Origin of the sequence: Luteibacter yeojuensis (assembly GCF_000964085.1) — a bacterium.
In the GTDB taxonomy this organism is placed as follows: Bacteria; Pseudomonadota; Gammaproteobacteria; order Xanthomonadales; family Rhodanobacteraceae; genus Luteibacter; species Luteibacter yeojuensis_A.
The window spans coordinates 93623-117666 of sequence record NZ_JZRB01000025.1; the positions used below are offsets into that span (position 1 = coordinate 93623).

Genomic DNA, 24044 nt, shown 5'->3' on the forward strand with positions numbered 1-24044 from the left:
GCCGGCCTCGTCGGGCAAGCTGATCATGCGGTGGGGATCGTAAAGACGACGCGAAGCGGCCGCTCAATCAGCGTTGCCCCGGGCACCGCGCGTCAATGCCGCGCGGCCCGCTCCGAAGCCCGGCGGGTGTAAAGCGCCCCGTCGGCGCGGGCGATCACCTGGTCCATCGTATCGCCCGGCTCGGCGACGGCCGCCCCTACACTCATGGCCCACTCCCGCCCGGCCATGCGCCGCGCGATGTCGCGCACCACATCGGGGATGCGCCCCGGCCGCGCCAGCACCACGAGGAACTCGTCGCCGCCCATGCGGACGACCGCATCGCCCTCCTCGCAAACCGCCCGCAGCACGGCGGCCGCATCGACGAGGATTTCGTCGCCGCGCGCGTGCCCATGGGTGTCGTTGATGCCCTTGAAGTGGTCGAGGTCGACCACGAGGCAACCCCATGGCGCGGCGGCGGCGTCACGGTGCTCGAGCGTGCCGAGGTACCGGCGGTTGTACACCTGGGTCAGGGGATCCTTGGTCGACCATTCCACGAGCGTACGCTCGGTGCGCATGTGCTCCGTCACGTCCTGCGCGTGGCCAAGCACATAGGGTTCGGTAGCGTCGTCGTCCAGCACGTTCTGGTAGCGCCAGTAGCGCTTGCTGCCGTCCTTGGCGATGAGGTCGAGCACGCCCGTGTCGGTATGCTCGACGCAGATGCGCGTGAGGTAAGCGAACAGTGCCTCCTGGCGGTGGGGCGGCATGAAGTCGACGAGGTTGCGGCCCACCAGTTCGTGCACTTCGTAACCGAGCGACGCCGCGGTCGCCGGGTTCACCGACAGGATCTCGCCATCGAGCGCATGCGTGCAGATAAGGCCAAGGGAATACTGGAACAGCTTGCGAAAGCGCCGCTCGCTGACCTCCATGGCCAGCGTGGCCAGCTTGCGCTCGGTCACGTCCTGCACGGCGCCGGCCAGGCGCACGGCCACCCCGCCCTCCGTCTCGACGGCACCGACCAGCCGCACCCAGGTATCCCTGCCCGCGGCCGTCTTCATCGGCACCGTGATATCCCACGATTCGCCATCGACGATGGCCTGGTCCATCACCTGGGTGATCGTCTCCTGCACCTCCGGCGCATAGAACGACAGCGCCTCGGCCAGGGTGGGCTGGTAGCCGGTGGGCATGTCGTGGATGCGGCAGATGTGCTCGGACCACAGCACGCGTTGGCTCGCCAGGTCGAATTCCCAGCCGCCGACCCCGGCGATGGCGCCGGTGCGCTGCAGGAACTGCCGTTGCGCCTGCACCTCGGCTTCGAGCGCGCGCGCGTGGACGGCCTCGGCCTCGGCGGTCTCGCGCTGGTGCACGAGGTCGCGCCGCTGTTCCAGTGCCAGCGAGGCGGCCTGGGCGAGGTGCCGCAGGACGCGCACCTGGTCGGGGGCCAGGGTACGCGGCTCGCGGTCGAGCACGCAGAGGGAGCCGACGCACGTACCGTCGGACAGGATGAGCGGCGCGCCCGTGTAGGCGCGGATGCCGCCCTCCGCCGTGACGAAGGGGTTGTCGGCGAAGCGCGGGTCCAGCCGCGCATCGGTGACCTGGATGGTGGCGCATGCCCGCACCACGTGGTCACAGAACGCGTATTCGCGCGGGGTCTCGCTCAGCCCGGCCAGGCCCATGTTGGCCTTGAACCACTGGCGGTGGCGATCGATCAGCGTGACGAGTGAGATGGGCATGCAGGCCACCTCGGCGGCGGCCTGCACCAGGGCGTCGAAAAACGCCTCGGACGCGGTATCCAGCACGCCCAGTTCATGCAGCCGGCTTAGCCTGAGTTCTTCGGGGTCGGACATGGCACCCTCCCGGTGGATGCCACGATGGTGCCCCGCCGAGGTGAATCCGGCGTTGGGCCTGCCGATTACCTGCCGTGCATGCCGAATGGGCGCATGGACAGCGCCTGCCGGCCCTTGGCCGTTATGCGCCAGTAGCCATCGTCGGAGGCGACGAGGCCCACGCCTTCGAGCGCCCGGCAGTCGTCTTCGTCCAGCGGCGAGCGCGCCAGCAAGGCCGTATCGGCCAGCTGCTGCAAGGTGCGGAAGGTATCGGTACGCGGCGCGGTGTCCGTGGCCATCGGTGGTGCTCCTGGTTTCCCCGGCTGCATTCTTGCCGGGCGGGCGGGCCGCCGCATCCGTAAAACCCGCAAGCCGGCTTGGCGGTTGCACCGCACCATCACGCTGGTTCGGGTCCCATGCGCGGCATGACTATCGAACTCGGCATGCTCCTTGCCCTGATGCTTGGCATCGGCTTCCTTTGCCAGTGGCTGGCGTGGCGCGTGCGCCTGCCTGCCATCCTGTTCCTCCTCCTCGCCGGGATCATCGCCGGCCCGGTCACGGGCCTGCTGCGGCCCGACAAGGTGATGGGCGACCTGCTCTTCCCCGTCGTCTCCCTGGCGGTGGCCGTGATCCTGTTCGAGGGCAGCCTCACCCTGCGCTTCCACGAATTGAAAGGCATCGGCCACGCCGTGCGCGGGCTGGTGACCTACGGCGCCGTGCTGGCCCTCGTCCTGCTGGCGGGGGCCGCGCACTATATCGGCGGCCTTGGTTGGGAACTGTCGTTCCTGTTCGGAGCGCTGACCTGCGTCACCGGCCCCACGGTGATCGCGCCCATGCTGCGCACCGTACGGCCCAACGCGCGCATCGCCAACGTGCTGCGCTGGGAAGGCATCGTCATCGACCCCGTGGGGGCGCTGTTCGCGGTGCTGGTGTACGAGGCGATCGCCTCGCACCGCGAGGGGCACTCCCTGCAGGTGTTCCTGGCCACGGTAGCCTGCGGCGCCGCCATCGGCGCCATCGCGGCGTTCATCCACGGCAACCTGCTACGCCGGCACTGGATCCCCGAGTACCTGCAGAACTTCGGCACCCTTGCCGCCGTGCTGCTGACCTTCAGCCTCGCCAACGCCGCCGCCCACGAATCCGGCCTGCTGGCCGTGACGATCATGGGCATCGCGCTGGGCAACATGCGCGACGTGCATATCGACGACATCATGGATTTCAAGGAGCACCTGACCACGCTGCTGGTGTCGTCGCTGTTCATCCTGCTCGCGGCACGCCTGGACTGGCCGCTGCCGGATGGCGCGCTGGCCGGCGGCCTGGCCATCTTCGCCGTGGCCCAGGTGGTGGTGCGCCCCCTGTCGGTGTTCGTTTCCAGCCTCGGCAGCGGCCTGGCATGGCGCGAGCGCGCGCTTATCGCATGGGTGGCGCCGCGCGGCATCGTGGCGGCGTCGGTGTCGGCCCTGTTCGCCATCCGCCTCGAGAACACGGGCATGGTCGGCGCGGACAAGCTCGTGCCGCTGGTGTTCCTCATGATCATCGGCACCGTGGTGTTCCAGAGCGCCACGGCGCGGCCGCTCGCCCGCTGGCTGCGCGTGGCCGAACCCGAGCCGCGGGGCGTGCTGCTTTATGGCGCCAACGCGGTGGCGCTGGAAGTGGCCCGCGCGCTGCACGCCATCGAGGGCCTGCGCGTGGTGGTGGCCGACGATGACTGGCACGGCATCCGCACCGCGCGGATGGAAGGCGTGCCCACCTTCTTTGGCAACCCCGCTTCGCAGGCGGCTGACCGCAACCTCGACCTCGCCGGTATCGGCCACTTGCTGGCCATGTCCACGCACCGCGAGCTCAACTCACTCGTCAGCGTGCACTACCGCGAGGAGTTTGGCCGCGACAAGGTGTTCCGCCTGCGTAACCTCGCGCCGGAGGAAAGCCATGGGCGCGTGTCGCTGGCCGGCAGCCTGCTCGCCCCGGCGCTGTTCGCCGAGGACATGACCCACGCGCGCTTCGACGATCTGTTACAAGCCGGCTGGCGGGTGAAGACCACGCGCCTCAGCGACGCGTTCGACTGGGCGAGCTTCCTTGCGCAGAACGGCAACAACGCGGTGCTGCTGTTCGGCATCGAGCCGCGTGGCGACCTGCGGGTGGCGACCGGCGTGCGGCCGATCGAGCCGCGGCCCGGCTGGACGGTGATCGTGCTGGTGCCCCCGCAGGCCTAGAGGTAGGCGCGGGGCGCCTTGCAGCGGAACGATACCGCGGTGCCACCGCCTGCCACGGCCTCGATCACGAGCGCGCCCCCTGCCGCGCGGGCGCGCTCGCGCATGCCGAGCAACCCCCAATGCCCATGGCGCTCGGCCGCGGGGTCGAAGCCGCGGCCGTTGTCGACGATGCGCAGCGAGAACGTGCGCCGCCCATAGCCCACCTCGATGGCGACCGACGGCGCCGCGGCATGCTGCAAGGCGTTGAGCACCGCCTCGCGTGCGATCGCCACCGCATTCGTGAACACATCCGCGGCCAGCTCGCGTGGCCGCCCGTGGGCCGTCACTCGGAACGAGGCGGCACTGAGGTCAGCACGTTCGACACCGATGCCGGCGAGTGCCGCGGCCAGGTTGCGCGACCCTTGCGCCTCCGCGCTATCGCGCAGCAGGGCGACCGTCTCGCGCCCTTCCACCAGCGCGGCATCGGCACGGGTGAGAGCCTTGTCGATCATCGCCTTCACCTTCGCGTCGGCCACGTGCCGCTCGATGGCCTGGAAGCGCAGCACAAGGCCCTGGAAACCCTGCAGCAAGGTGTCGTGCAGGTCGCGGGCGATGCGCTCACGCTCGTCCATGCGGATCCGCAGGCGCCGCGTTAGCGCACGCACGCGGTAGCGATAGGCGAGCCACGCCGCGGCGATGGCCAGCAGGCCCACGCACGCGAGGAACGTATAGGTCTGGTACCACGCGGGCGCGATACGGAAGTGGTAGACGGTATCCTGGGCACTGCCCACGCCATCCTCGTTGAACGCGCGCACACGGAACGCGTAGCGGCCCGGCGCAAGGTTGGTGTAGTACGCGCTGCGCCGCGTGTCGGCCTGCTGCCAGCCCTCGTCCACCCCGCTCAGCTGGTACTCGAACCGGGAACGCTCGGGCCAGCGCAGCATGGGCGCGGTGTAGTCGATGCGCAGGGTGCGCGTCAGCGCCGGGATGACTTCGCCCGCCGCCGCGGCGCGCACGGCCTGGTCGGCGACAAGCGCGTCGACCTTCACCGACGGGCGCACCGTGTTGAGCACCACGTGCGCCGGATCGATCCAGGCCACGGCGTCGCCGCCGGCGACCCAGACCTTGCCGGCGGCATCCACCATGAGGCTCGACGGCGTGTAGGCCCCCGCGGGGTTTTCGCCAATGCCCTCGCCCACCGCGATGTGGACGGGGCTGCCGCCACCGATGCGGTCGACGCCATCGTGGTGGTAAAGCCACACGGCGCCCGCCGTGTCGCGGGCGATGCCACTGACATCGCGGTACGGCGTGCCGCCGGCGGCACGCACGGCATGCGCGGCGCCATGGGCGATGCGTGCGAGCCCATGCGTGCCGCCCACCCACATGCCGTCCGGCTCGATGAGCCAGGCCAGCGGTGCGCCCACGCCCACCTCGGCCATGCCCGGGATGGCGTGCGCGCGGCCGTTGGCATACGCGAGGAACCGGCCCGAGCCGTACGCGAAGCCAATGGTCGCGTCGGGCAAGCGGCGCATGAGCGCGGGCGTCTCGTCCGGAAAGCCCGCGGTGCCGTTCACGCGCGTCCACGCGCCATGCTCGACGTGGTAAAGGCCAAACGTGGCAGCGGTGACCCACCAGCCCCCGCCACCATCCTCGATCACCTGCTTGAAGCGCGTGCCGACGTGCGCGAGGGCGGCAGGCACCGCCACGGCCTGCACCGCGCCACCGTGCCAGCGGCGCACGCCGCCCAGGCCCGCGACCAGCACCGAGCCATCGGCCATGGGCGTAACCGACGAGATGCCATCGCCGAGGGCGTCCATGGCGGTGAGCCGGCCTTCCGCATAGCGCAGTGGCGGGCGCCGGTTGCTGGTGATCCACAGCGAGCCATCGGGCATCGGCGTGATGATGGGGCGGCCCAGCGGGCGATCGAATACCAGCGGCGTGAAATGGGGCCGGCGGAAGCGATCGAGCCCCTTGTCGGTGGCGAGCCACACGTTGCCCTCGCGGTCCTCGAGCACATCCATCACCTGGCCGCCCGACAGGCCGTCGGCATAGCTCATGTGTTCGTGCACGGCAGGCGTGCCCCGGACGGGGCCGTCTGCCCAGGTGAAGCGGTCGATGCCCTCGGTGGGCGAGAACCAGAGCGCGCCGTCGCTCGTCATCCTGGCTTGCCCGTCGTCTTCCTGGCTGAGCGTCCACGGCACGCCGGCCGGCAGGCCCGCCGCGGCGTGGTCGAGTTCGGTGCGGGGCACCGCCTTGAACGGCGCCTGGCCACCGCGCGACACCAGCGCCCCCTGCTCGGCATCCTGCACGTAGACATCGCCCGTGGCCGCGTCGATGACCATGTTCTCCGGGTGCGGCTTCGCCCAACCGAACGACGACGGCAGGCCCTGCCATGCCCCATCGACGAAGCGCGCCACGCCCCCGGTGGTCATGGCCCAGACGATGCCCGCGCGATCGCGCTTGATGGCAAAGGCCGTGCCCGGTGGAAACGCGCCGCCCTCGTAGTGCGTCACGACGCCATCGACGATGTGCGTGATGCCATTGCGCCTGTGGCCCACCCACATGTCGCGGCTTTCGCCGCGCGGCCCAAGCAGGATCGCCATGGGCGCGGGGAACGACGCCAGCGGGCCGGCGTAAGGCGCGACGGCCTGCTGGCCATCGAAGCGCAGCAGCCCGCCATTGTGCGTGGTCAGCCACAGGAACCCGTCGCTGTCCTGCGCCATCGACAGTATCTGGCCGAGCGGCTCGCCCCCCGGCTGCACCACGCTGTGCTGGAGCTGGAATAGCCCGATCGGCGTGGCAGGCGCCACCCCCACGGCACACGCCATGGCGAAAGCGATACCTGGAACGATGCGCTTGAACACGTGCCCTGCCCGATCGGAACCGATGCGGTCGAGTAAACCAAATCACCGCGGCCACGCGAAGGCTTTTGCCGCCATGCGACGGCACCGCGGCAGGATCGCCCAAAAAACGCGGGCCGGCGATAGAAACGTGCAACGGCGTCATGCCCCCGTGACATCGCGCGGGCCAGACTTCCCGCGACACCCCCTGGAGTGAGCGGAATGCGCCACCTGGTCGTGGTCCTTGGCGATCAACTCAATCTTGATTCGCATGCGTTCGACGACTTCGACGAGGCGGCGGACTGCGTGTGGATGGCCGAGCGGCTGGGTGAGTCGACGCATGTGTGGTCGACCAAGGCGCGCAGCGCGCTGTTCATCGCCGCCATGCGGCACTTCGCCAGTGAACTGCGGCAGCGCTTTCCCCTGCTCTACACACGGCTGGATGACCACGGGCCGGGTGACCTGGTCGAACACCTCGCGGCCGCGCTGGACGAACACACGCCCGAACGCCTCGTCATCGTGCGGCCCGGGGAACACCGGCTCAGGGCCGGCATCCAGGCGGCTTGCAAGGCACGCGGCGTGCAGTACGTGGAACGGCCGGACAGGCATTTCCTCTGTGCCACGGCGGACTTCCACGAGTGGGCCAGGGGCAAGACGCAGCTGCGCATGGAGCACTTCTACCGGTGGATGCGGCAACGCCACGGCATCCTGCTGGACGGCGGCAAGCCGGTCGGCGGCCGCTGGAACTTCGACGCGGAGAACCGCGGGCACTTCGGCCGCGAAGGCCCGGGCTGGGTGCCGCGGCCCATCGGCTTCGAGCCCGACGAGCTGACGGCGTCGGCGCTTGCCGACGTGGCCAGGGCGCTTGCCGACCACCCCGGCGAGCTCACGGGCTTCGACTGGCCGGTAACCCGCGATGCCGCCCTGCAGGCGCTCGACGATTTCATGGAACACCGCCTGGCGGCGTTCGGCCAGTGGCAGGACGCCATGTGGACCGGCGAGCCCTACCTCTTCCACGCGCGCGTTTCCGCCTGCATGAACCTGCGGCTGCTCGATCCGCGCGAAGTCATCGATGCCGCGCTGGCACGGTACGACCAGGGCAAGGTGGGCCTGCCCGCCGTCGAAGGCTTCGTGCGCCAGATCCTGGGCTGGCGGGAATACGTGCGCGGCGTGTACTGGCTCGCGCCCGAGCGCCTGCTGGCCAGCAACGCGCTGCGCGCCCACGCGCCCCTGCCCTGGTTCTACTGGACGGGCGATACCGACATGACCTGCCTGCGCGAGACGGTGACGCAGACGCTGCAGACGGGTTACGCGCACCACATCCAGCGGCTGATGGTGACGGGCAATTTCGCGCTGTTGCTAGGCGTGGAACCGAAACAGATCCACGAGTGGTACCTGGCCGTCTACGTCGACGCCGTGGAATGGGTGGAGGCGCCCAATACGCTGGGCATGAGCCAGTTTGCCGACGGTGGCCGCATGGTATCCAAGCCCTACGCCGCGTCCGGGCGCTACATCGAGCGGATGAGCAACTACTGCCAGGGTTGCCGGTTCGACCCGGGCGAAGCGCTGGGGCCCACGGCGTGCCCCTTCACCACGCTGTACTGGGATTTCCTCGACCGGCACCGCACGCGGTTCTGGAACCACCCGCGCGCTGCCATGCAGTGGCGATCGCTCGACCGCCTGCCCGAAGGCAAGCTCGGCAAGATCCGCGCGCAAGCGCGGGAGCTCCGCGATACCCTCTCGTCATCAACCGACTGAATCCGGTCGCGTGGGCGAAAAGTTAGGAACGGCAGCTTGAATTTCCGCCTGGATCGCTTTCTCTGAGTCCGTGAGGCCCGGCTCGTTCGCAAACACCCTTCCGTACAGCTGTGCGTAGAAGTCGGCCTGCCGATCCCGCAAGACCTGGACATGATGTTCATCGTAGGTACCTGAGAAGATTACCGGGTGGATCTCGATTCTTGGCGGCTCGCCGCCCTTCTCATTATCGTCCAGCCATTCACGCATTTTTTGTTCCCAGAGCGATCCTACGCGGTCCACCCTGCCAATCTGCTGTTCAACGACGCCAGGGTTCCACTCAGGATGCATCAGGACAACGCAGCGACATGCGCGATGCAGATTCAGGCCCTCTCGGCCAACAACCGATTGCGACACTAGAACACGCGGGAAGCTATTGGGCCGGTTGAAGGCCAGCTGCAGCAGTCGGCGTGTGGACTGACCGGTCGCGCCATACATTAAGCGCGCAAACTTTCCAGTGGGTGCTGCCAGTTCGTCTTCCAGATACTGCTCGACTTCGCTCCAGGTACGATCGTTGCGGCGTTCTGAATCTTCATCCGAAACCGCTTCGTCCTTGGTTATAAATCGATCCTGGTCAATGCAGGCATTGATAAGCTCATCAAATGCACCCGCCCAGTCGGCCGTTTGTCCCAGACCAGCCTCGTCACCTACATGCTCGCAGAGCGCGCGCGTAAGCTTCGCAACGGAAGCCGATGAGCCGCTTTTGCCCAAAGATCGGTGCAAGCCCTCAAGCGCCGCCCTTGATACAGGACGTAACTCATGTGCCGTTGAAATCAACCAATCAACCAGATGCTCACGAATGAGCTGGCGCGCGCCCTCCCCTTTTTCATAGTTACGCCGCAATCGCTCATCAAGTTCTGCCAGATCCACATCAGGAATTTCTCCCGCCTCTGCCAATTGACTATATGCCACCCTGACCGCGGGCCAGTCCGAGTGCTCGAGACCACCATCGTGACGACCATGGACGGCTTCCTGGGGCCAGTGCGCGCCGTGTTGAACCCGACGCAAAAGCTCCCGGGCGTTCAAAAGAACGGTCAGCGCGCGCAGCGGCCTGACAAATCGACCGAACACGAGCACCTTCTCCCCCCTAAGGGTGTGCCGTTCGACGACCTCAACAACCGCCTTGATCCTCGGATGTTGCAATAATATTGTGTCGGAATCTTCTGTCACGCGAGAGACGCCACCCAGAACCTGAATCCACCAGTTCGCGCGCGCCACCTTCGCCTCGTTCTCTTTTTTTACATGGGACGGCAAGTTCGACACGTCGCCATCGTCCTTCGCAGACGACCAAAGAACGTCAAGCGACGTCATCGCCCCATGGCCGCTCGCCATGGTCAACCTATGGCGCAAAAGGCTCTCGGACCCACCGCCCTTACCAACCACGCTCAGTGCCTCAGACGCGCATATCGCAGCCTTCCATTCATGCGAAAGACTGGGCGTATCAACGAAGACACACTCTTCCTGTCGATAGTGGCTGGAACCGCCGGTTCGATCCACGAATTTCTGGATGTACGGATCCTCACCCTTGTCTCGCCTTAACACGTACTTTCCAAGCGCGCTCTGATAGGTGCGAGCCGCGTCAGCGAAACGCGCCCGACACTCGTCACTGGCACGCCATGTCGTCCTGAGGCGGTCACAGGCAAGTTTGTAGGCCTCAATGGCGCGAGTGATGGGATCGATGACCTCGGCTCTTAGTCCGATCCGTGCCAGCGAGCCAGCCCACTGCACATGCGAAAGCTCCACGGGAGTCGCCGTTAGCGCAACTCGCCTTGCCGTCTGCGCCGGCTGGGCGACCAGCCCAGAGCCTTGCAGCTTTGAAAGTCCGCTGTCATCACCTCGGTCCTTATGCGCTTCATCAATGATGATTAGCTCAAACTCGCCCATGCCCAAAGACAGGCTAGGAAAAAGAACTGCCTCAAGTTCGCCTTTTTCCTTGGGATTTCGAATTGATGCTTTCTTGTAGTCTCCGGCAAGGCGCGAAAGCAAGCTGCGCCCATGACCTTTCCGGTCCAAGACGTGCAAAAGAATGTCTATCGCCGCGCATCGCGTAGCCTCATCCACTGGGGTCCTACGTCTTGGAGCCTCTCCATGACGTCGCTGCCACTCAATCATGAGCTCACGATGCAAATTTTGCCCCAGCGGGCCGCCATTGTTAGGCCTTCGGAAGTTCGCAAATCTGTGGGATATGAGGACGATGGGTTCGTCATACCAAGGCTTGACTGACGATGCGCGACCAGGGCTCCACGCCGCCATGTAAGACGTCAGTCCACGGATGAGGTCAGGAGTCTGAACTCCAGCCTGCCTGAACTCATCCTTCCACTGATATCCAAGGCCTGGAGGTACCAGCACCGCGACCCTGCCACCTGCCTGGATCACTGCCTTAGCCAGCTCCACGGCGACACGCGTCTTACCCATGCCAACCTCATCTGCGATGAGCACGCCGTGGTCTGGCAGGCGAGCGGCGATACCCACCAGCGTGGCGCGCTGCCCGGCATTCAATCGCTCATCGCCGGCACCAGCCGCTGCACCTCCAAGCGCCTTCGAGACATCAAGCCAGCTAGAGAGCATTCGTGTCGGCCTCTATAGAAGGAAGCCCGGACAAGCCCCACGCCTGTTCCACCTCGCTCAGCATCGCCTCGTAAATCTTGTTGGAGCCTGGCTCCCACGAATGCTCGGGCCGGAACGGCGACTGACGCAACGGACTCAAGACATTGATACCAAGCATCTTGCAATAGACAGCAACATTGGTACCTCGTGCTTGTAATAAAGCCGTCCCGAGGCGCACGCACCACCCGGGCCATTCAGCAGAACTCAGCGCGCATTGGCGCTCGGCGATACTCTCAACAAGGACCATCGCCTGCCGGATCGGATAGCTCGCTGATGTTGCGGGAGACGGCGTGGTTGCGTTTCCGCCGACGTCATTCCCGACCCACGGATCTGGCGACGGATCGTCGACAATCCATCCAGCGGGGAATAGCTCAATCTGCGAAAGTACGTCCTCGATCTCCATTCGTCCCAATGGCACCGCGGCAATGCGCCCTTTTTCGTCTACCACGGGAATAAGCGCAGTACGGCTGCCGGCCCAGACCACGCAGACTTCGCGTGGAAGGGATCCATGCCAAAGAAACCTTCCATGAGACGCTTCGATGATTAACCCGGCGTCTGACCGAACGTGAAAATACTGATCGCATGTACCTTGAGGAGTCAGCCAGCAATCACCTGACGGGGAAATCTGCTCACTCGTAAAGATGGATACCGGCGCCGCGATGAACGCATCTGGCTTTTCCTCCATTGGGTCGCCTCCAGCGACATCCTCTGGGCTGAGCTCATGACCTGAAAGTGGATCAAACGGCAGCGCTTCCTTGATATCGCGCCAAATCATGCCCTCGATGCCAACAATAACGCCTGCTTCCAGATTCCCGCTCGCCCCGGCTGGACTCAGGAACCCGGGTTTCGTAAGGTTCCCGGAGCCAAGGTATAACCACGCATGCTTACAGGAACTGTTGCCCCGCTTATCCTTGTCATTCCACATTGCACTGAAAATAAACTTACCATGGAGGGACGCAATCGGATTCTCGCCGAGATGAGCGGGAGAAACAGCCGGGACAATCTTCCAGCCCTTGGCCTGGATCGCGGCCGCGCTGGTTGCCACGCTCTGGCAAGCCTCGGGAGAAACGACGATCGCAACGTTGGCGCGCGGAGTCAAATGGCCGGCATTAGAGAGATTGGCAACGATTTTCTCCAGAACGCCAGGCACCCGATCACTGACTGTACCTGACTCAAAGAATCCCGAGCCGAGTGCAATATAGTTGCGACGCTTGCCACCGAAGCGCCCCACTCTCGCGGCGAGCTGACTGACTAGCGCCTTACTTTGATTATCAATGAACTTTCGGGGTCGTGCGGGAGCACCATCCCGTACCGAAGCGAGTAGTTCCTTCGCGTACATTGATTCGACGTGAGACAAAGTTGGCGTATCTTTGCCAAGATCGCCCAAGGCACCTTGATCGAACAGCGGCAACAACTGTTCTATAAATCTCCATGCCGCCGCGACATCAGCCGCGTCGCCCTGCGATCGCAGGCTTGCCGAGCTGTCCACGGTGCCAATCCACGCAAGATCAAGGCTCGATGTGAGGGTCTGGAGTGTCCAGTTGCCTGTGCTGACGACAAGCCGCACCTCCCAGCTGGCCAAACCGGTTGTCGAGCGAAAGACCAGCAAGGCCAACTTCGCGTGTAATAAGCGAAAGCTTCGACGAGCCGACGGAAGCATTGGCATATGGAGCAGCCCCGGCGCCGCGGTAGACGGGACTTGCGCTGCACTAGGGTCGAGCATCGCCGCAAGGACCACCTGCCCAGACGCTGCTCTCTGTGCATCCGTGGCGCCAGAGAACGCCTCCGCAGCGAGGTTAAGGAACGCTGCATCCGCCGAGTATCCGCACAGCCAGCCAAAAACACCTCTGAAGCCGTCACGCGGAGCGAAGCACTCGACCAAGGATCGCTCGATTCGACCGTCACGCCCCGGCTTAGCTGGCATAGTCGAACATACCCACGTTGCCACCAAGGTCGTGCCATAAGCTGTAGAGGTTTCCCAAGCGATACGACGCCCCGGCTGGCCATTTTACCCCGTCAGCACGTTGCGCTTCGTCGTTAGACCTGTCGCCCTCTGTACCATCGGCCATCGAATTCGCCCCCTGAACGAACGCGTGGCCCGGCACAACATCATTACCTGAAAGTCTAAGTACTCGCCCATCGCGCATGACGAGCATTCGGATTAAGCTGACATCAGACTCATCGCAACAGTCAAGACAAAACGAACGTGCATCCTCTCGCGTGAACTGCTTATCACGTTCACCTCCGAGGAAGGCCCGGGCCAGATGCCTGAGGCTGTCGAGATGGCCTTCAAGTCGCTCATCGCCCTGGCTAAGCTTGAGTCGCGCGGTACTGGTGCGCCCGAGTAAGCTTTCCAAGCAGTTGAGGACGGCTATGGCCGAGTCGCGCACCTGGGTAAAGGCGGCGCCCTCAGACAAATCGAGCCAGTGGTCCCTGGCAAGCATGGCGGGCGGCCTTTCCCAGCTGATTCTGGAACCCTCGTTCAGTGTCTTCATCCACTCCAGTGCTTCCAGCCTACGCACCGAGCCATGCACGCCGTCCGGAGCACGCAAGCGATTAATCAGCTGGAGACGACACTCCTTCGGAAGCCTAACGTCGGGAGAGAGCGCCTGGCGTGCGGTGCTTGAACCGAGGTTAAGCGATTCACCTTTGACCCAACGCATGAGATAAGCGTCAAGAAGGACTTTCGATGGCCTATAGCTCGAATAGAAAGCGGCGAGTAAGCACGCACCCGCTTCAGAAACAGTGAAGCTGTTGAACCGATCGTTTCTCGCATTCACAAGGCCCAGGGATACCAAGGGCTGTATGGTTTGCTGTCGCATGGTTTGAGATACGTAATACCCTGGGGCTGCGACGGTCTTAAAGGCTTCACTTCCAGCGCCGTGGCGCTTCAGCTTTTGGCTACCTCGAAGCATTGGGTGCGCAACCCACCTGCGATGCGCAAGCGCCACTTTGCAGCCAATGGCCTCAATGGCGTTCGCCACGACGATGGGCTGCGAGCCACTTCGCTCCGCTAGATCGATCCCGACGAGGGCAAGCACGAGCGGCTTACCAAACCAGATGCCTCCAAGGCCGGGAACGGCCAATTCATTGTAAGCCCGTACGGTCGCGCCTAGCCCAAGCGTACGCGTACGAATGGTTCTCCCAACAGCGTGCGGACGCAATAAAAACCACCCGCGAGAACCGAATTCCTCGGTATAGGCAACGCCATCTGCCATATCGAACCCCAATTTGATGTACCCAAACGTCGTTACGACGCCCCGCCCGATCCTTTCACGCCCAAACTGCGCGCAAAAGTAGATGCTGGTTCCAAATCAGGAGAATACGAGATGACCCGAACCTTTGCGATGCCAATGGCCGGTTCCCTTCTATTCGCCGGCCTGCTCGCCACTGCGTCAGCAGCTGCCACGAGCAGCGCCCCGAAGCCGACGGGCGTCTACCACCTCATCCCCGGCATCTATGTGGCGAAAGGTACCGATTGCGCATCACCGCCCAACGCGGCGATCAAGCAATACGATGGCAAGGGCATCAGCACGGCGCATACGCGCGAGTGCGTGGCCACCGTGGCGTCGCAGAAGGCCGCGGGGAAAGGGGCCACGTATGAAGTGAGCCAGACGTGCGTCGATGCCGGTGCCGGCCCCGGCAAGCCGTATACAGAAAAGCAGACGGTCGACGTGAAGGGGCCGGGCCGCTTCGCCATCACCTCGCAGGACCCGACGGTCTACCACTACTGCCCTGTCGCCAGGCTCCCGCCTGAACTGCGCAGTGCGGCACCAGCCGGCTGAGTCACCCCAGCCGGCTGGCCCGCGGCACGTCACTCGTGGATGCGGTACATCACGGTGGCGTGCGGTTCCAGCTTCGCGGTGATCGAGCCATCACCCTTGCTATCGGTGTGGGCCCACAGGTCACGCATGGTGTACGCGCCACCCTTCTTCAGGCCAAGCTCGGCCGCGGTGACGGTGACATCCTTCGCCTTGTCGCCTTCGTTGAACACGGCGACCGCCTTGCCGCCATCCTTCAGCGGCTTGACGATGACATGGATGCCCTCGGCATCACGCACCTGCTTGCCCTGCACGCCAAGCGGATCCTGGTCGATGGCGATGACGTCCTTGTTCAGCAGGATCTTCAGCGCCTCGGGCTTGATGGTGCGCAGGTCGGTGCCGATCAGCAACGGCGATGCCATGATGGACCACAGGCTGAAGTGGCTGCGGTATTCGACGTCGGTCATGCCGCCGTTACCCACTTCGAGCATGTCGGGGTCGTTCCAGTGGCCCATGCTGGCGTACTGGTCGAGCACCACGTTCTGCTTGAAGATCTTCAGCATCGACGCGTAGGTGTCGGTGATATCACCCGTGGTACGCCACGACTGGGCGCCCACCGGTGCCTTCGACGCCCACAGCCACGGCTTGTTCTCGCCCCACTCGCACATGCTGAAGAAGATGGGCCGGCCCGTGGCGCGCAACGCTTCGGCCATGTCGGTGTAGCGCTTGTGCGCGTCGAGCTTGTTGTTGTGGCAATTATCGTACTTGAGGTAATCGACATCCCACGAGGCGATGGAGGCCGCGTCGTCCTTCTCGTGGCCCAGGCCGCCGGGGAAGCCACGGTTCTCCTGCAGGGGCTCGCAGGTGGAGGTGCCCGCGCTGGAGTACACGCCGAACTTCAGCCCCTTGGAGTGGATGTACTCGGCCAGCGCCTTGATGCCGCTGGGGAAGCGCTTGGGGTTCGGCTGCAACTTGCCGTCCGCGCCACGCTTCCAGTTCGCCCAGCAGTCATCCACGTTGACGTAGGTGTAGCCGGCGTCCTTCAGGCCCAGGCTGATGAACTTGTCAGCGATGCCACGGATCATCTGCTCGTTGAACTCGTCCCGGCAGTGGGTGGAGTTCCAGTTGTTGAAGCCCATCTGCGGCAGCTGGTTGGCGAACTCGTCGGCCGCCTGCGCTGGCGCCATGGTGAAGGCCGCCGTACCGACGAGGGCGCTAAGCAGCGCGCCCTTGAGGCCATTGGCCAGGGTATGTCGCATCGTTGTCTCCATCAGAAGGTACCCCGCACGCCGACGGTGTACACGGTGCCATCCGCCTCGGCATAGAGGAAGCGGTTGCGGTATTCCGAGTAGTCGTACAGGTGCTCGTGGGTCAGGTTGGTACCCGACGCGAAGATCGACAGGTGTTTGTTGACGGCGTAGCTGGCGCTCAGGTCGATCTGGCCGTAAGCGCTACGCGTGGCCGGCGTGGCGCCCGCGCCGTACGACAGGCTCTCGAGGTACTTGCCGCGCCAGTTGTAGGCGGCGCGCACCTGGATGGGGCCCTTCTCGTAGTAGACGCTGGCGTTGGCCGAATCGCCGATGCCCGGCACCGCGAACTTGCCCGAGGCCGCGATGATGCCCGGGCTGAGGTTCGTGCTGCTCTTCACATGGGTGTAGTTCAGCGCCACGCCCAGGCCATCGAACGGATCGGGCAGCAGGTTCTTGAACTGGTAGTTGAACGTGGCCTCGCCGCCGTAGATCTTCGACGAGTTGAGGTTGATCGGCTGGGTCAGGGTCCAGACGAACGGCTGGCCGGTGTTCTCGTTGGTCAGGAAGTTGATCGGCGTGCTCACCAGGGTGCTGAAGTTGCCGACCTTCTTGTGGAACGCCTCGATGGCCACGTAGCTGGCATCGTCGATGTACCACTCCAGGCCCATGTCGAAGTTACGCGACGTGTACGGCTGCAGCTGCGGGTTGCCCTGCGAGATGGTGAGGGAGTTCGGGCGCGTGCCGAAGCTCTTGTTGTAGTACAGGTTGCTCAGCTGCGGCGGCGTGATCGTCTTCGAATAGGAGAAGCGGTACACCAGGTTATCCAGCAGGTTCCACTTGAAGTTCAGGGCCGGCAGCCACTTGTGGTAGCCACCGCCATCGGACTGCGGCGCGAGGGGGCCGTAGGTGACCTGGCCGTTGCTGGTGTCGTTCGGGTCGACGCGGTAGGTGATGGGTGGGCGGTTCACGGCCGTCGACGTCGAGACGACATCGAGGTAGCGGACGCCGGCATCGACCGTCCACGGCATGTTCCACATCGTGCCTTCGAAGATGGCCTTGGTGAAGAACGATTTCTCGTTCTCGCCCACGTAGTTGTAGCTACCCGGGTTCACCGCCGCATCGAACGTGCCGCCATTGGCCGCCAGGCCCGCGAGCAACGCGTCACGCTTCTCGGGGGAGAGCTGGTTGTAGGCGGCGGGCGTGGTCAGCCATGAAAGATAGGCACGCGGATCGTACTGGATGAACGAATCAGGCAGGCCCGGCGACGTCACCCCATGCACCCTGTCGGGCACGTTGTAGACATACGCACCGATGGCATCCGGCGGCACGGCCACCTGGTAGCCGCAGTACGCGTTGCAGAGGATGCTGTCCGGCGTGCCGAAGCTCACCGACTTCACGTACTCCTTCGTGTACTGCACGCCGGCGCTGAGGCGCGTGAGCACGCTATCGTCAAACTGCTTGTCGAACTTGAACTGATAGTTGTTGATCTTGTTGGTGACGTTGTTACCCGAGCCGGCGTTGCAGCAATGCGCCGTCAGGTTGTCGGTGGCCGTCGGCGAAAGGATGTTCGAGTAGCTCGGCGGCACGCTGTTGCCACCGTTCGTCCAGGTGGGATTCGTGCCGAAGTTCTTCGCACCGACCACAAGGAAGTAGCCATCCGGGCTTTCCTTGTTCCACGCCTTTGAGGTGGACACATCCAGGCTCAGGTGCGTCGTCTGGTCGATGTCGAAGCCGAGGTTCAGGCCGTTCTGGTAGCTCTTTTCATAGCTTGGCGCGTACGAGGCGACGTAATCGTTCGCCATGACATTCGCACCGGCCGCCTTGCGCACGAAGCTGGTCACCGTGTTGTTCTCGTCGGTGGTCAGCGACTGGATATCGGCCGTGTTGCCGTACTCACCGAACTCGTGCTCGATGGCATCCACCTTGTAGCTCGAGTACAAGGTATCGAACTGCACCGTGAGCTGGTCGATGGGCTTCCAGTCGATGGCGCCGCTGACACCCTTGCGCGTGCGCGTCTCGTCCAGGATGTTGCTGGCGAGCGTCTCGGGCACGGCCACGTTGGTGTAGCGCGGATCGTTCAGGCCCGACAGATCCGAGATGTTCTGGTTCTCGTACCAGGAGTTGGCCTGGGTGTTGAGCTGGATATCCTTGCGCTTGTAGTACTGCGCGGACGCCATCCAGCCGAAGGTATGGTCGTTGTTGGTCCAGCCGACCAGGCCCGAACCCTTGGGCGTGGTCTTGCCCTTCCAGTCGCCGTCGAGGTTGCTGTTGACCCCCGCCAGGCTCCACGCGCCACGCCAGCCGCTGAAGTCGAGCGGCCGGGCGGTCTGGATGTCCACCACGCCGCCGATATCCACTTCGTTGATATCGGCCGACGAGGTCTTGGCCACCTGGGCCACGCTGATGATTTCCGACGGCAACACGTCGAAGTTGAAGGCACGCGAGCCCGAGGCCGTGGCCATGGGCCGGCCGTTCACGGTCACCGCGACGAATTCCGGGCCGAAGCCGCGGACGGCCACCTGGCTGGATTCACCGCCGCTGCGGTTCACCGACACGCCCGGCACGCGCTGGAGCGCGTCGGCCACGTTCGGGTCGGGGAACTTGCCGGTTTCTTCCGCCGAGATGGAATCGACGACATTCACCGCGTCCTGCTTGATCGCCTGCGCGCGCTGCAACGCCGCGAGCTGGCCGGTGACGGAGACGCCACCCAGGTCGGTGATCTTCTTGTCGCTACCATCCGTGGTGCCCGCCTTGGCCGGCTTGGCCGGTGCCGCGGGCTGCGGCGGCGTGGCGGTGGATGACGCGGCGGCAGGGGCCGCGTCCTGGGCAAGCGCTGGCGCGCCAAAACCCACCAAACAGGCGACACTCGTCGCCACCAGCGACCGCCGTACGGCGACCGCGAGTTTCGTCAGCTTCATGACTACCTTCTCCCCGACATAGTGGAACACCCCAACGAGCACCTGCGGCTTGCCGCCCCTGGACCCATGGGCGCTGTCCCCCCGACAGCACCAAGAAGCCCTGACATCCCCGATCAGCAGCGACCGTTCATTTGTAGTATTTATTGATCGTCACCTAAATCTGGCACGCCGAACAAGCTGCGTTGCAACATGACAGGCGCCATACCAGCGGTTTAGATTTATTTGTCTTACAAATCCAATTCTTGAAGGGAGCGCCCCATGGATCGTCGCCGGTTCCTTGGCCTGACAGGTACCGCGGCAACCCTCCTCCCCTGGCTCTCCCTGCCCCGCTTTGCGGCGGGTGGCCCCGTCAAGCGCCCTACCGGCCCCCTGGCACCGGCCACCACCACGCATGCCCTCTGGTACGGCACGCCCGCTGCGGAAACCCGCCTCCTGCGTGAAGGCCTGCCGATCGGCAACGGTCGCATCGGGGCGCTGGTGGGCGGCGACCCCGCCGCCACCTGCCTGTACCTCACCGACGGCTCGATGTGGCTGGGCAAGCGCGACGTGCCGCTGGGCGACGACGGGCAGTTCGAATACACCACCGCGGGCTTCGGCAGCCTGGTGATGCTGGCCCGGCTGCACCTCACCATCGAGGGGCACGATGCGGCCCTCGTCAACGATTACCGGCGCGAACTCGACCTGGGCCAGGGCGTGCTGCGCGTGAGCTACACGAAAGATGGCATCGCCTACGCGTGGGCCGCCTACGCCAGCCACCCCGATGACGTGATCGTGCTGCAGCTCACCCAGGGCGGCGGCGGCGCCTTCACCGGGTCGCTTGCCCTGCAAGGCATGCATGGGGACACGTCGCGCGCCGACGGCACGGCGTGCCACTTCAGCGGCGTGCTGGCGAATGGGCTGCGCTATGCGGCGGCCGTGCAGGCCTCGGCAGCGGACGGCACCGTCACGGCCAGCGGCCAGGGCCTTCGATTTGCGAACTGCTCCGCACTTTCCGTCATCGTGTGCGGTGGGACGAACTACACGCCCGAGCTGGCCAAGGGCTACATGGATGCCTCGCTCGACCCGCTGCAGCTCGCCATGCAGAAGATCAACGCGGCCGCCCGGGAAACGCCGGCGACGCTGCTGGCCACGCACGTCGCCGACCACCGCGCCCTGTTCGACGCCATGCGCGTGGACTTCGGCACGTCGAGCAAGGCGCAGCGCGGGCTGGATACCTGGACCCGCCTGAAAGCGCGGGCCGCGCCCGGCTCGCCCGCCGACCCCGAACTCGAGGCCACCTACCTGCAGTACGGCCGCTACCTCACCATCGCGGGCTCGCGCGACCGCCTGCCAACCGGCCTGCAGGGCCTGTGGCTCGACAGCAACACCTCGCCGTGGATGGCCGATTACCACGGCGACATCAATATCCAGATGAACTACTGGCTGCCCGACCGCGCCGGCCTGCCAGCCTGCTTCGAGCCGTTCACTGCCTATTGCCTCAGCCAGCTGCCTGCATGGACCGCCTCGACCCGCGAGCACTTCAACGACCCGCGCAACAGCTACCGCAACAGCACCGGCAAGATCGCCGGGTGGGCCGTGGGCATCTCCACCAATATCTATGGCGGTGGTGGCTGGCGCTGGCACCCGGCCGGCAATGCGTGGCTGTGCAACAACCTTTGGCAGCACTACCAGTACAACCCGGATCGGGGGTATCTCGCGCGGATCTACCCCGTGCTGAAGGGCGCGTGCGAGTTCTGGGCGTCACGGCTGCTTACGGTGTCGGTGAAAGACCCTGCTTCGGGCGCCATGCGCGAAGTGCTGGTCGATGACGCGGACTGGTCGCCCGAGCATGGGCCGACCGATGCCAAGGGCAATACGTATTCGCAGGAGCTGGTGTGGGACCTGTTCGAGAATTACCGGCAGGCGTGTTCGCTGTTGGGCAAGGATGCGGCGTACGCGGCCGCCATCGGAAAGTTGCAGGCGAAACTCTACCTGCCCCAGGTGAGCCCCAAGACAGGCTGGCTCGAGGAATGGATGACGCCGGACGACCTGGGCGAACACGAGCACCGGCACCTTTCGCCGTTGATCGGGTTCTTCCCGGGCGACCGGATACGGGTGGACGGCAGCTCGCCCGCCCTGATCGAAGGCGTGAAACGGCTGCTTGAGGCGCGCGGGACGGGCGGGTACGGCTGGGCCTGCGCGTGGCGGGCGATTTGCTGGGCGCGGCTTGGAAATGCGGCGAAGGCGTATGAGCTTGTCATCACCAACCTGAAGCCGTCGGAACACCTCACCAACGGCACGGCGTTGAACCTGTTCGACATGTACCAGCTGGATGCCACGAGCGAGGCATTCCAGATTGATGCCAACTACGGAACGCCCACGGCGATGCTGGAGATGGTGATGTCGTCGCGGCCGGGGTTGATCGAGTTGTTGCCGGCGTTGCCGGACGCCTGGCGGGCGCGGGGGAGCGTTGTCGGCCTGGGCGCGCGGGGTGGGTTCCGCGTCGACCTGGCGTGGGTGGATGGGAAGGTGACGGTGGTGACGGTGCGCAGCGTGGGCGGGGGGAAGACGACGCTGAAAGCCGGGGCGTGGACGAAGGAGGTTTCGTTGGATCCCGGTGGCTCGGTGACGCTAAGCGTTTAGGCGCTGTGGTGACCAAGCCCACGGGACTCGCGTTGGGCGTGTGTTCCTCAGCGGGGTAATGCGGAGGGATGGGCGATGATGTTGATGTCTGCGTAGAAATCGGCGCGGAAACCCAGCTTGGCGTCCGGCGGATAAATAATCTCCAGATGGTGTTCGTCCCGCCATATCATGTCGATGCGCAGTGCATTGATATTGGCAGCGGACGGGTTTGCCACCGTTAGTACATCGACCGGCGTGCCTTCTCCATCGGCGAAGCCTATCTTGACCGCGGTACCGACGGATGCCGTGCCGGGGCCGCTATTCTGTATGGTCTCCGCGGTCGCCGCATATGTCCCCGACGGCGAAACAGCCTTCGATTGCCAAACGACCGCCCAGTCCTTGCCACATCCAGCGCATGCAAGCGCGATGCCCATGATGGCGAGGCGGGTAGTTGTTGGCAGCGGCCCACGTCGTAGTTCCATCATCGGCACGGTCCTTCGTTTCTTTGGGAGGCTACCGGGGTGTACATTGATACCGCGCCACACCAGATTGCAAACTACCCGCCACCGGGAAGCCGGTCTTTGGATCGCTCTGCGGCGCGCCGAAGCTTGACTCAAGCAGCAAGGCAGGACCATCACACGCTTCCCTCGCGCGCTCGTCGCAAGAAGCCATGTAATCGGTTCCGCCGCCGGTCATCATGCTGCAGCTGACGCGTACCGCGCCCGTGTCGTCCGGCTTTGGCGGTGTGAAGTCGAAGAGGCTGCATGCCGACGCCAGGCTCGTGATCGTCACGAGCGAACATACGCTTAAAAGCCTGCGGCATAGGTGCATACCATTCCTTAGTAGCCTGTGTTCGGCAAGCTTACAATGCGCGCCGGCCACGCCTAGCCGGCAAAAGAAGAAGGTCCCTTTCATGCATCCGTCCTGGTCGGGTTGAAGCGCCACCCAACGGGATGGCGGAGGGGGTGGGATTCGAACCCACGGTAGGCTTACACCTACGGCAGTTTTCAAGACTGCTGCCTTAAACCACTCGGCCATCCCTCCGTGTTTTACCGCGCCGTGAATGCGCCCCGGGATTGACCCGGCGCGGAGATTGTACCTGAATGGGTTGCTTGTGGCTTAGGAGACGCGACTGCGCACCTTGCTTCCTTAACCGCTCACCTTCGCCGCATCAAAACCTCGCTCTTCGATGTCTGACCGGATCAACGGCGACTGTTGCAGGAAATTGCCATGTTAAAAAGGAAATTTGCACGACCGGCGACGCAGGCCCTTTGAAGCACGTATCACTGATGTCAATCAATTTCGTGGACGATTACCGTACCGGTCGCCTTTCAGTTCGCTAAGATGCCCCCTGCCGCCGCCCAATGCGGTGTCCCCCAAGGAGCCACGGATGATGCCCCGATGATGCGTGCTGCCTTTGCCGTGACCGGTCTGGTGATGGCGTGCGCCGCGCCAGCTTCTGACATAAGCGTGCCCACCGCCGCTAGCGACGCCACCACGTCTCACCCTTCGACTACCCTGGAACGCCCAATGACCTCCTCCCTTGAAGGCCATGCGCTGCCCGGCGCGCGTGCGGCCGTGGATCACCTGCTTGCTTTCCTGTCGACCCTGCATAGCACTGCCACGCTCAAACCCGAACCTCTTGGGCAGGCCTTCGGAGTCCAACTTGGCCCCGATAGCACCAATGGGGCTGGCTGGACGGTCTATCACAGTCCGGACCTTGGCCGAGGCTGGACGTACTGGCTTCAGCAGTCTGATGCCCGGCCATCGATAAAGAACGGTTTCCGTTTTTGGTTCGACCATGCGGACCGGGCCGCCGATGCCACCCCAGTCTGTGCACTGCCCTTGGACCGGCTGCGCAGCACGCTGACCACGCATGGCTGGGTCGAGCGGCCAGTACCCTCGGAAATCGGCAGCATCCTGGCTGTCGAGTTCAGCAAGAACGACGTGGTGCTGACACTTACCCCGCGCGACGGAACCGACATTGGCGGCACCGCGTGCGTGCTGGCCATCCAGACCACCGACGGTCACTGAAGAACGAAGGACTGCCCATGGCGACGCCTCACCCGGCCCTCGACGCGGCCGTGCATCAGTTTGCCCAACAGCCGGGCGTAACCCCCGCGGACGTCGCAGCGTTGCAAGTGGCCCTCGCATCCGACCCCGATGTGACCCGACGTTTGGACGGCGCAGCTGCGTCCGGAGCCCTGCATGGGTTCTCTCCCACGGCCCCCGGCACTAAGGACGCGCCCATTGGCTTCTACGACCGCGCGGCCGGCACG

General features: G+C 64.7%; 14 protein-coding genes and 1 tRNA gene. 5 read left to right on the plus strand and 10 right to left on the minus strand.

Annotation, left to right across the window (positions count from 1 at the left end; genetic code table 11):
• Positions 1-92 precede the first annotated feature (92 nt).
• Together VI08_RS12330 and VI08_RS12335 are read right to left on the minus strand one after the other, a co-directional pair.
• Positions 93-1823 (minus strand): diguanylate cyclase domain-containing protein, encoded by a 1731-nt coding sequence (locus VI08_RS12330; RefSeq protein WP_045829880.1) that lies wholly within the window; start codon positions 1821-1823, stop codon positions 93-95.
• A 65-nt stretch (positions 1824-1888) separates the two neighbouring features.
• Positions 1889-2101, minus strand: a complete 213-nt coding sequence (locus VI08_RS12335; RefSeq protein ID WP_045829881.1) for a hypothetical protein — start codon at positions 2099-2101, stop codon at positions 1889-1891.
• Positions 2102-2227: 126 nt separating this feature from the next.
• Between VI08_RS12335 and VI08_RS12340 the strand changes: the two genes are divergently transcribed.
• On the plus strand, positions 2228-4015 hold the full coding sequence (locus VI08_RS12340) for a cation:proton antiporter (protein WP_045829946.1): 1788 nt from the start codon (positions 2228-2230) through the stop codon (positions 4013-4015).
• Here the strand turns inward: VI08_RS12340 and VI08_RS12345 are convergent.
• A complete protein-coding gene (locus VI08_RS12345; protein WP_045829882.1) occupies positions 4012-6858 on the minus strand; it encodes a sensor histidine kinase in 2847 nt (948 codons plus the stop codon). The two genes, VI08_RS12340 and VI08_RS12345, sit on opposite strands and share 4 nt — an antisense overlap.
• A gap of 198 nt (positions 6859-7056) precedes the next feature.
• Here VI08_RS12345 and VI08_RS12350 point away from each other — a divergent pair, with 198 nt between their 5' ends.
• A complete protein-coding gene (locus tag VI08_RS12350; protein ID WP_045829883.1) occupies positions 7057-8592 on the plus strand; it encodes a cryptochrome/photolyase family protein in 1536 nt (511 codons plus the stop codon).
• Here the strand turns inward: VI08_RS12350 and VI08_RS21365 are convergent.
• The 3 genes from VI08_RS21365 to VI08_RS21805 all read right to left on the minus strand — a co-directional run bounded on the left by VI08_RS21365 (position 8581) and on the right by VI08_RS21805 (position 14453).
• The gene (locus VI08_RS21365; RefSeq protein ID WP_084621479.1) at positions 8581-11196 is read right to left on the minus strand and encodes a DEAD/DEAH box helicase; all 2616 of its coding nucleotides are present in this window, start codon (positions 11194-11196) and stop codon (positions 8581-8583) included. The genes VI08_RS12350 and VI08_RS21365 overlap by 12 nt on opposite strands.
• Positions 11186-12844, minus strand: coding sequence for a hypothetical protein (locus VI08_RS21800; protein WP_157006699.1), 1659 nt, complete (start codon positions 12842-12844; stop codon positions 11186-11188). The genes VI08_RS21365 and VI08_RS21800 overlap by 11 nt, the downstream gene beginning before the upstream one ends.
• Positions 12845-13148: 304 nt before the next feature.
• Positions 13149-14453, minus strand: coding sequence for a hypothetical protein (locus VI08_RS21805; RefSeq protein ID WP_157006703.1), 1305 nt, complete (start codon positions 14451-14453; stop codon positions 13149-13151).
• A 111-nt stretch (positions 14454-14564) separates the two neighbouring features.
• Between VI08_RS21805 and VI08_RS12365 the strand changes: the two genes are divergently transcribed.
• Positions 14565-15020, plus strand: a complete 456-nt coding sequence (locus VI08_RS12365; RefSeq protein WP_157006706.1) for a hypothetical protein — start codon at positions 14565-14567, stop codon at positions 15018-15020.
• Between the two features lie 29 nt (positions 15021-15049).
• Here the strand turns inward: VI08_RS12365 and VI08_RS12370 are convergent, their stop codons facing one another.
• Together VI08_RS12370 and VI08_RS12375 are read right to left on the minus strand one after the other, a co-directional pair.
• Positions 15050-16255, minus strand: a complete 1206-nt coding sequence (locus tag VI08_RS12370) for a glycoside hydrolase family 27 protein (RefSeq protein ID WP_045829886.1) — start codon at positions 16253-16255, stop codon at positions 15050-15052.
• A gap of 11 nt (positions 16256-16266) precedes the next feature.
• Positions 16267-19164, minus strand: a complete 2898-nt coding sequence (locus VI08_RS12375; RefSeq protein WP_045829887.1) for a TonB-dependent receptor — start codon at positions 19162-19164, stop codon at positions 16267-16269.
• A gap of 258 nt (positions 19165-19422) precedes the next feature.
• On the opposite strand from VI08_RS12375, the gene VI08_RS12380 reads away from it, so the two are divergent.
• Positions 19423-21786: a glycosyl hydrolase family 95 catalytic domain-containing protein gene (locus tag VI08_RS12380; protein ID WP_045829888.1), complete on the plus strand. Its 2364-nt coding sequence runs from the start codon at positions 19423-19425 to the stop codon at positions 21784-21786.
• 47 nt (positions 21787-21833) lie between these two features.
• Here the strand turns inward: VI08_RS12380 and VI08_RS12385 are convergent, their stop codons facing one another.
• Entirely contained in the window at positions 21834-22250 is a 417-nt protein-coding gene (locus VI08_RS12385; RefSeq protein ID WP_045829889.1) for a hypothetical protein, read from the minus strand.
• Positions 22251-22719: 469 nt separating this feature from the next.
• Positions 22720-22809 (minus strand) — tRNA-Ser (locus VI08_RS12390).
• Between the two features lie 486 nt (positions 22810-23295).
• Between VI08_RS12390 and VI08_RS12395 the strand changes: the two genes are divergently transcribed.
• The gene (locus tag VI08_RS12395) at positions 23296-23799 is read left to right on the plus strand and encodes a hypothetical protein (protein WP_157006712.1); all 504 of its coding nucleotides are present in this window, start codon (positions 23296-23298) and stop codon (positions 23797-23799) included.
• The last annotated feature ends 245 nt before the right edge of the window (positions 23800-24044 follow it).

Excerpts from the sequence above, each read along its gene's own strand:
- VI08_RS12330 (WP_045829880.1), bottom strand. The coding sequence starts at position 1,823 with ATGTCCGACCCCGAAGAACTCAGGCTAAGCCGGCTGCATGAACTGGGC.
- VI08_RS12335 (WP_045829881.1), bottom strand. The coding sequence starts at position 2,101 with ATGGCCACGGACACCGCGCCGCGTACCGATACCTTCCGCACCTTGCAG.
- VI08_RS12340 (WP_045829946.1), top strand. The coding sequence starts at position 2,228 with ATGACTATCGAACTCGGCATGCTCCTTGCCCTGATGCTTGGCATCGGC.
- VI08_RS12350 (WP_045829883.1), top strand. The coding sequence starts at position 7,057 with ATGCGCCACCTGGTCGTGGTCCTTGGCGATCAACTCAATCTTGATTCG.
- VI08_RS21365 (WP_084621479.1), bottom strand. The coding sequence starts at position 11,196 with ATGCTCTCTAGCTGGCTTGATGTCTCGAAGGCGCTTGGAGGTGCAGCG.
- VI08_RS21805 (WP_157006703.1), bottom strand. The coding sequence starts at position 14,453 with ATGGCAGATGGCGTTGCCTATACCGAGGAATTCGGTTCTCGCGGGTGG.
- VI08_RS12365 (WP_157006706.1), top strand. The coding sequence starts at position 14,565 with ATGACCCGAACCTTTGCGATGCCAATGGCCGGTTCCCTTCTATTCGCC.
- VI08_RS12370 (WP_045829886.1), bottom strand. The coding sequence starts at position 16,255 with ATGCGACATACCCTGGCCAATGGCCTCAAGGGCGCGCTGCTTAGCGCC.
- VI08_RS12375 (WP_045829887.1), bottom strand. The coding sequence starts at position 19,164 with ATGAAGCTGACGAAACTCGCGGTCGCCGTACGGCGGTCGCTGGTGGCG.
- VI08_RS12380 (WP_045829888.1), top strand. The coding sequence starts at position 19,423 with ATGGATCGTCGCCGGTTCCTTGGCCTGACAGGTACCGCGGCAACCCTC.
- VI08_RS12385 (WP_045829889.1), bottom strand. The coding sequence starts at position 22,250 with ATGATGGAACTACGACGTGGGCCGCTGCCAACAACTACCCGCCTCGCC.
- VI08_RS12395 (WP_157006712.1), top strand. The coding sequence starts at position 23,296 with ATGACCTCCTCCCTTGAAGGCCATGCGCTGCCCGGCGCGCGTGCGGCC.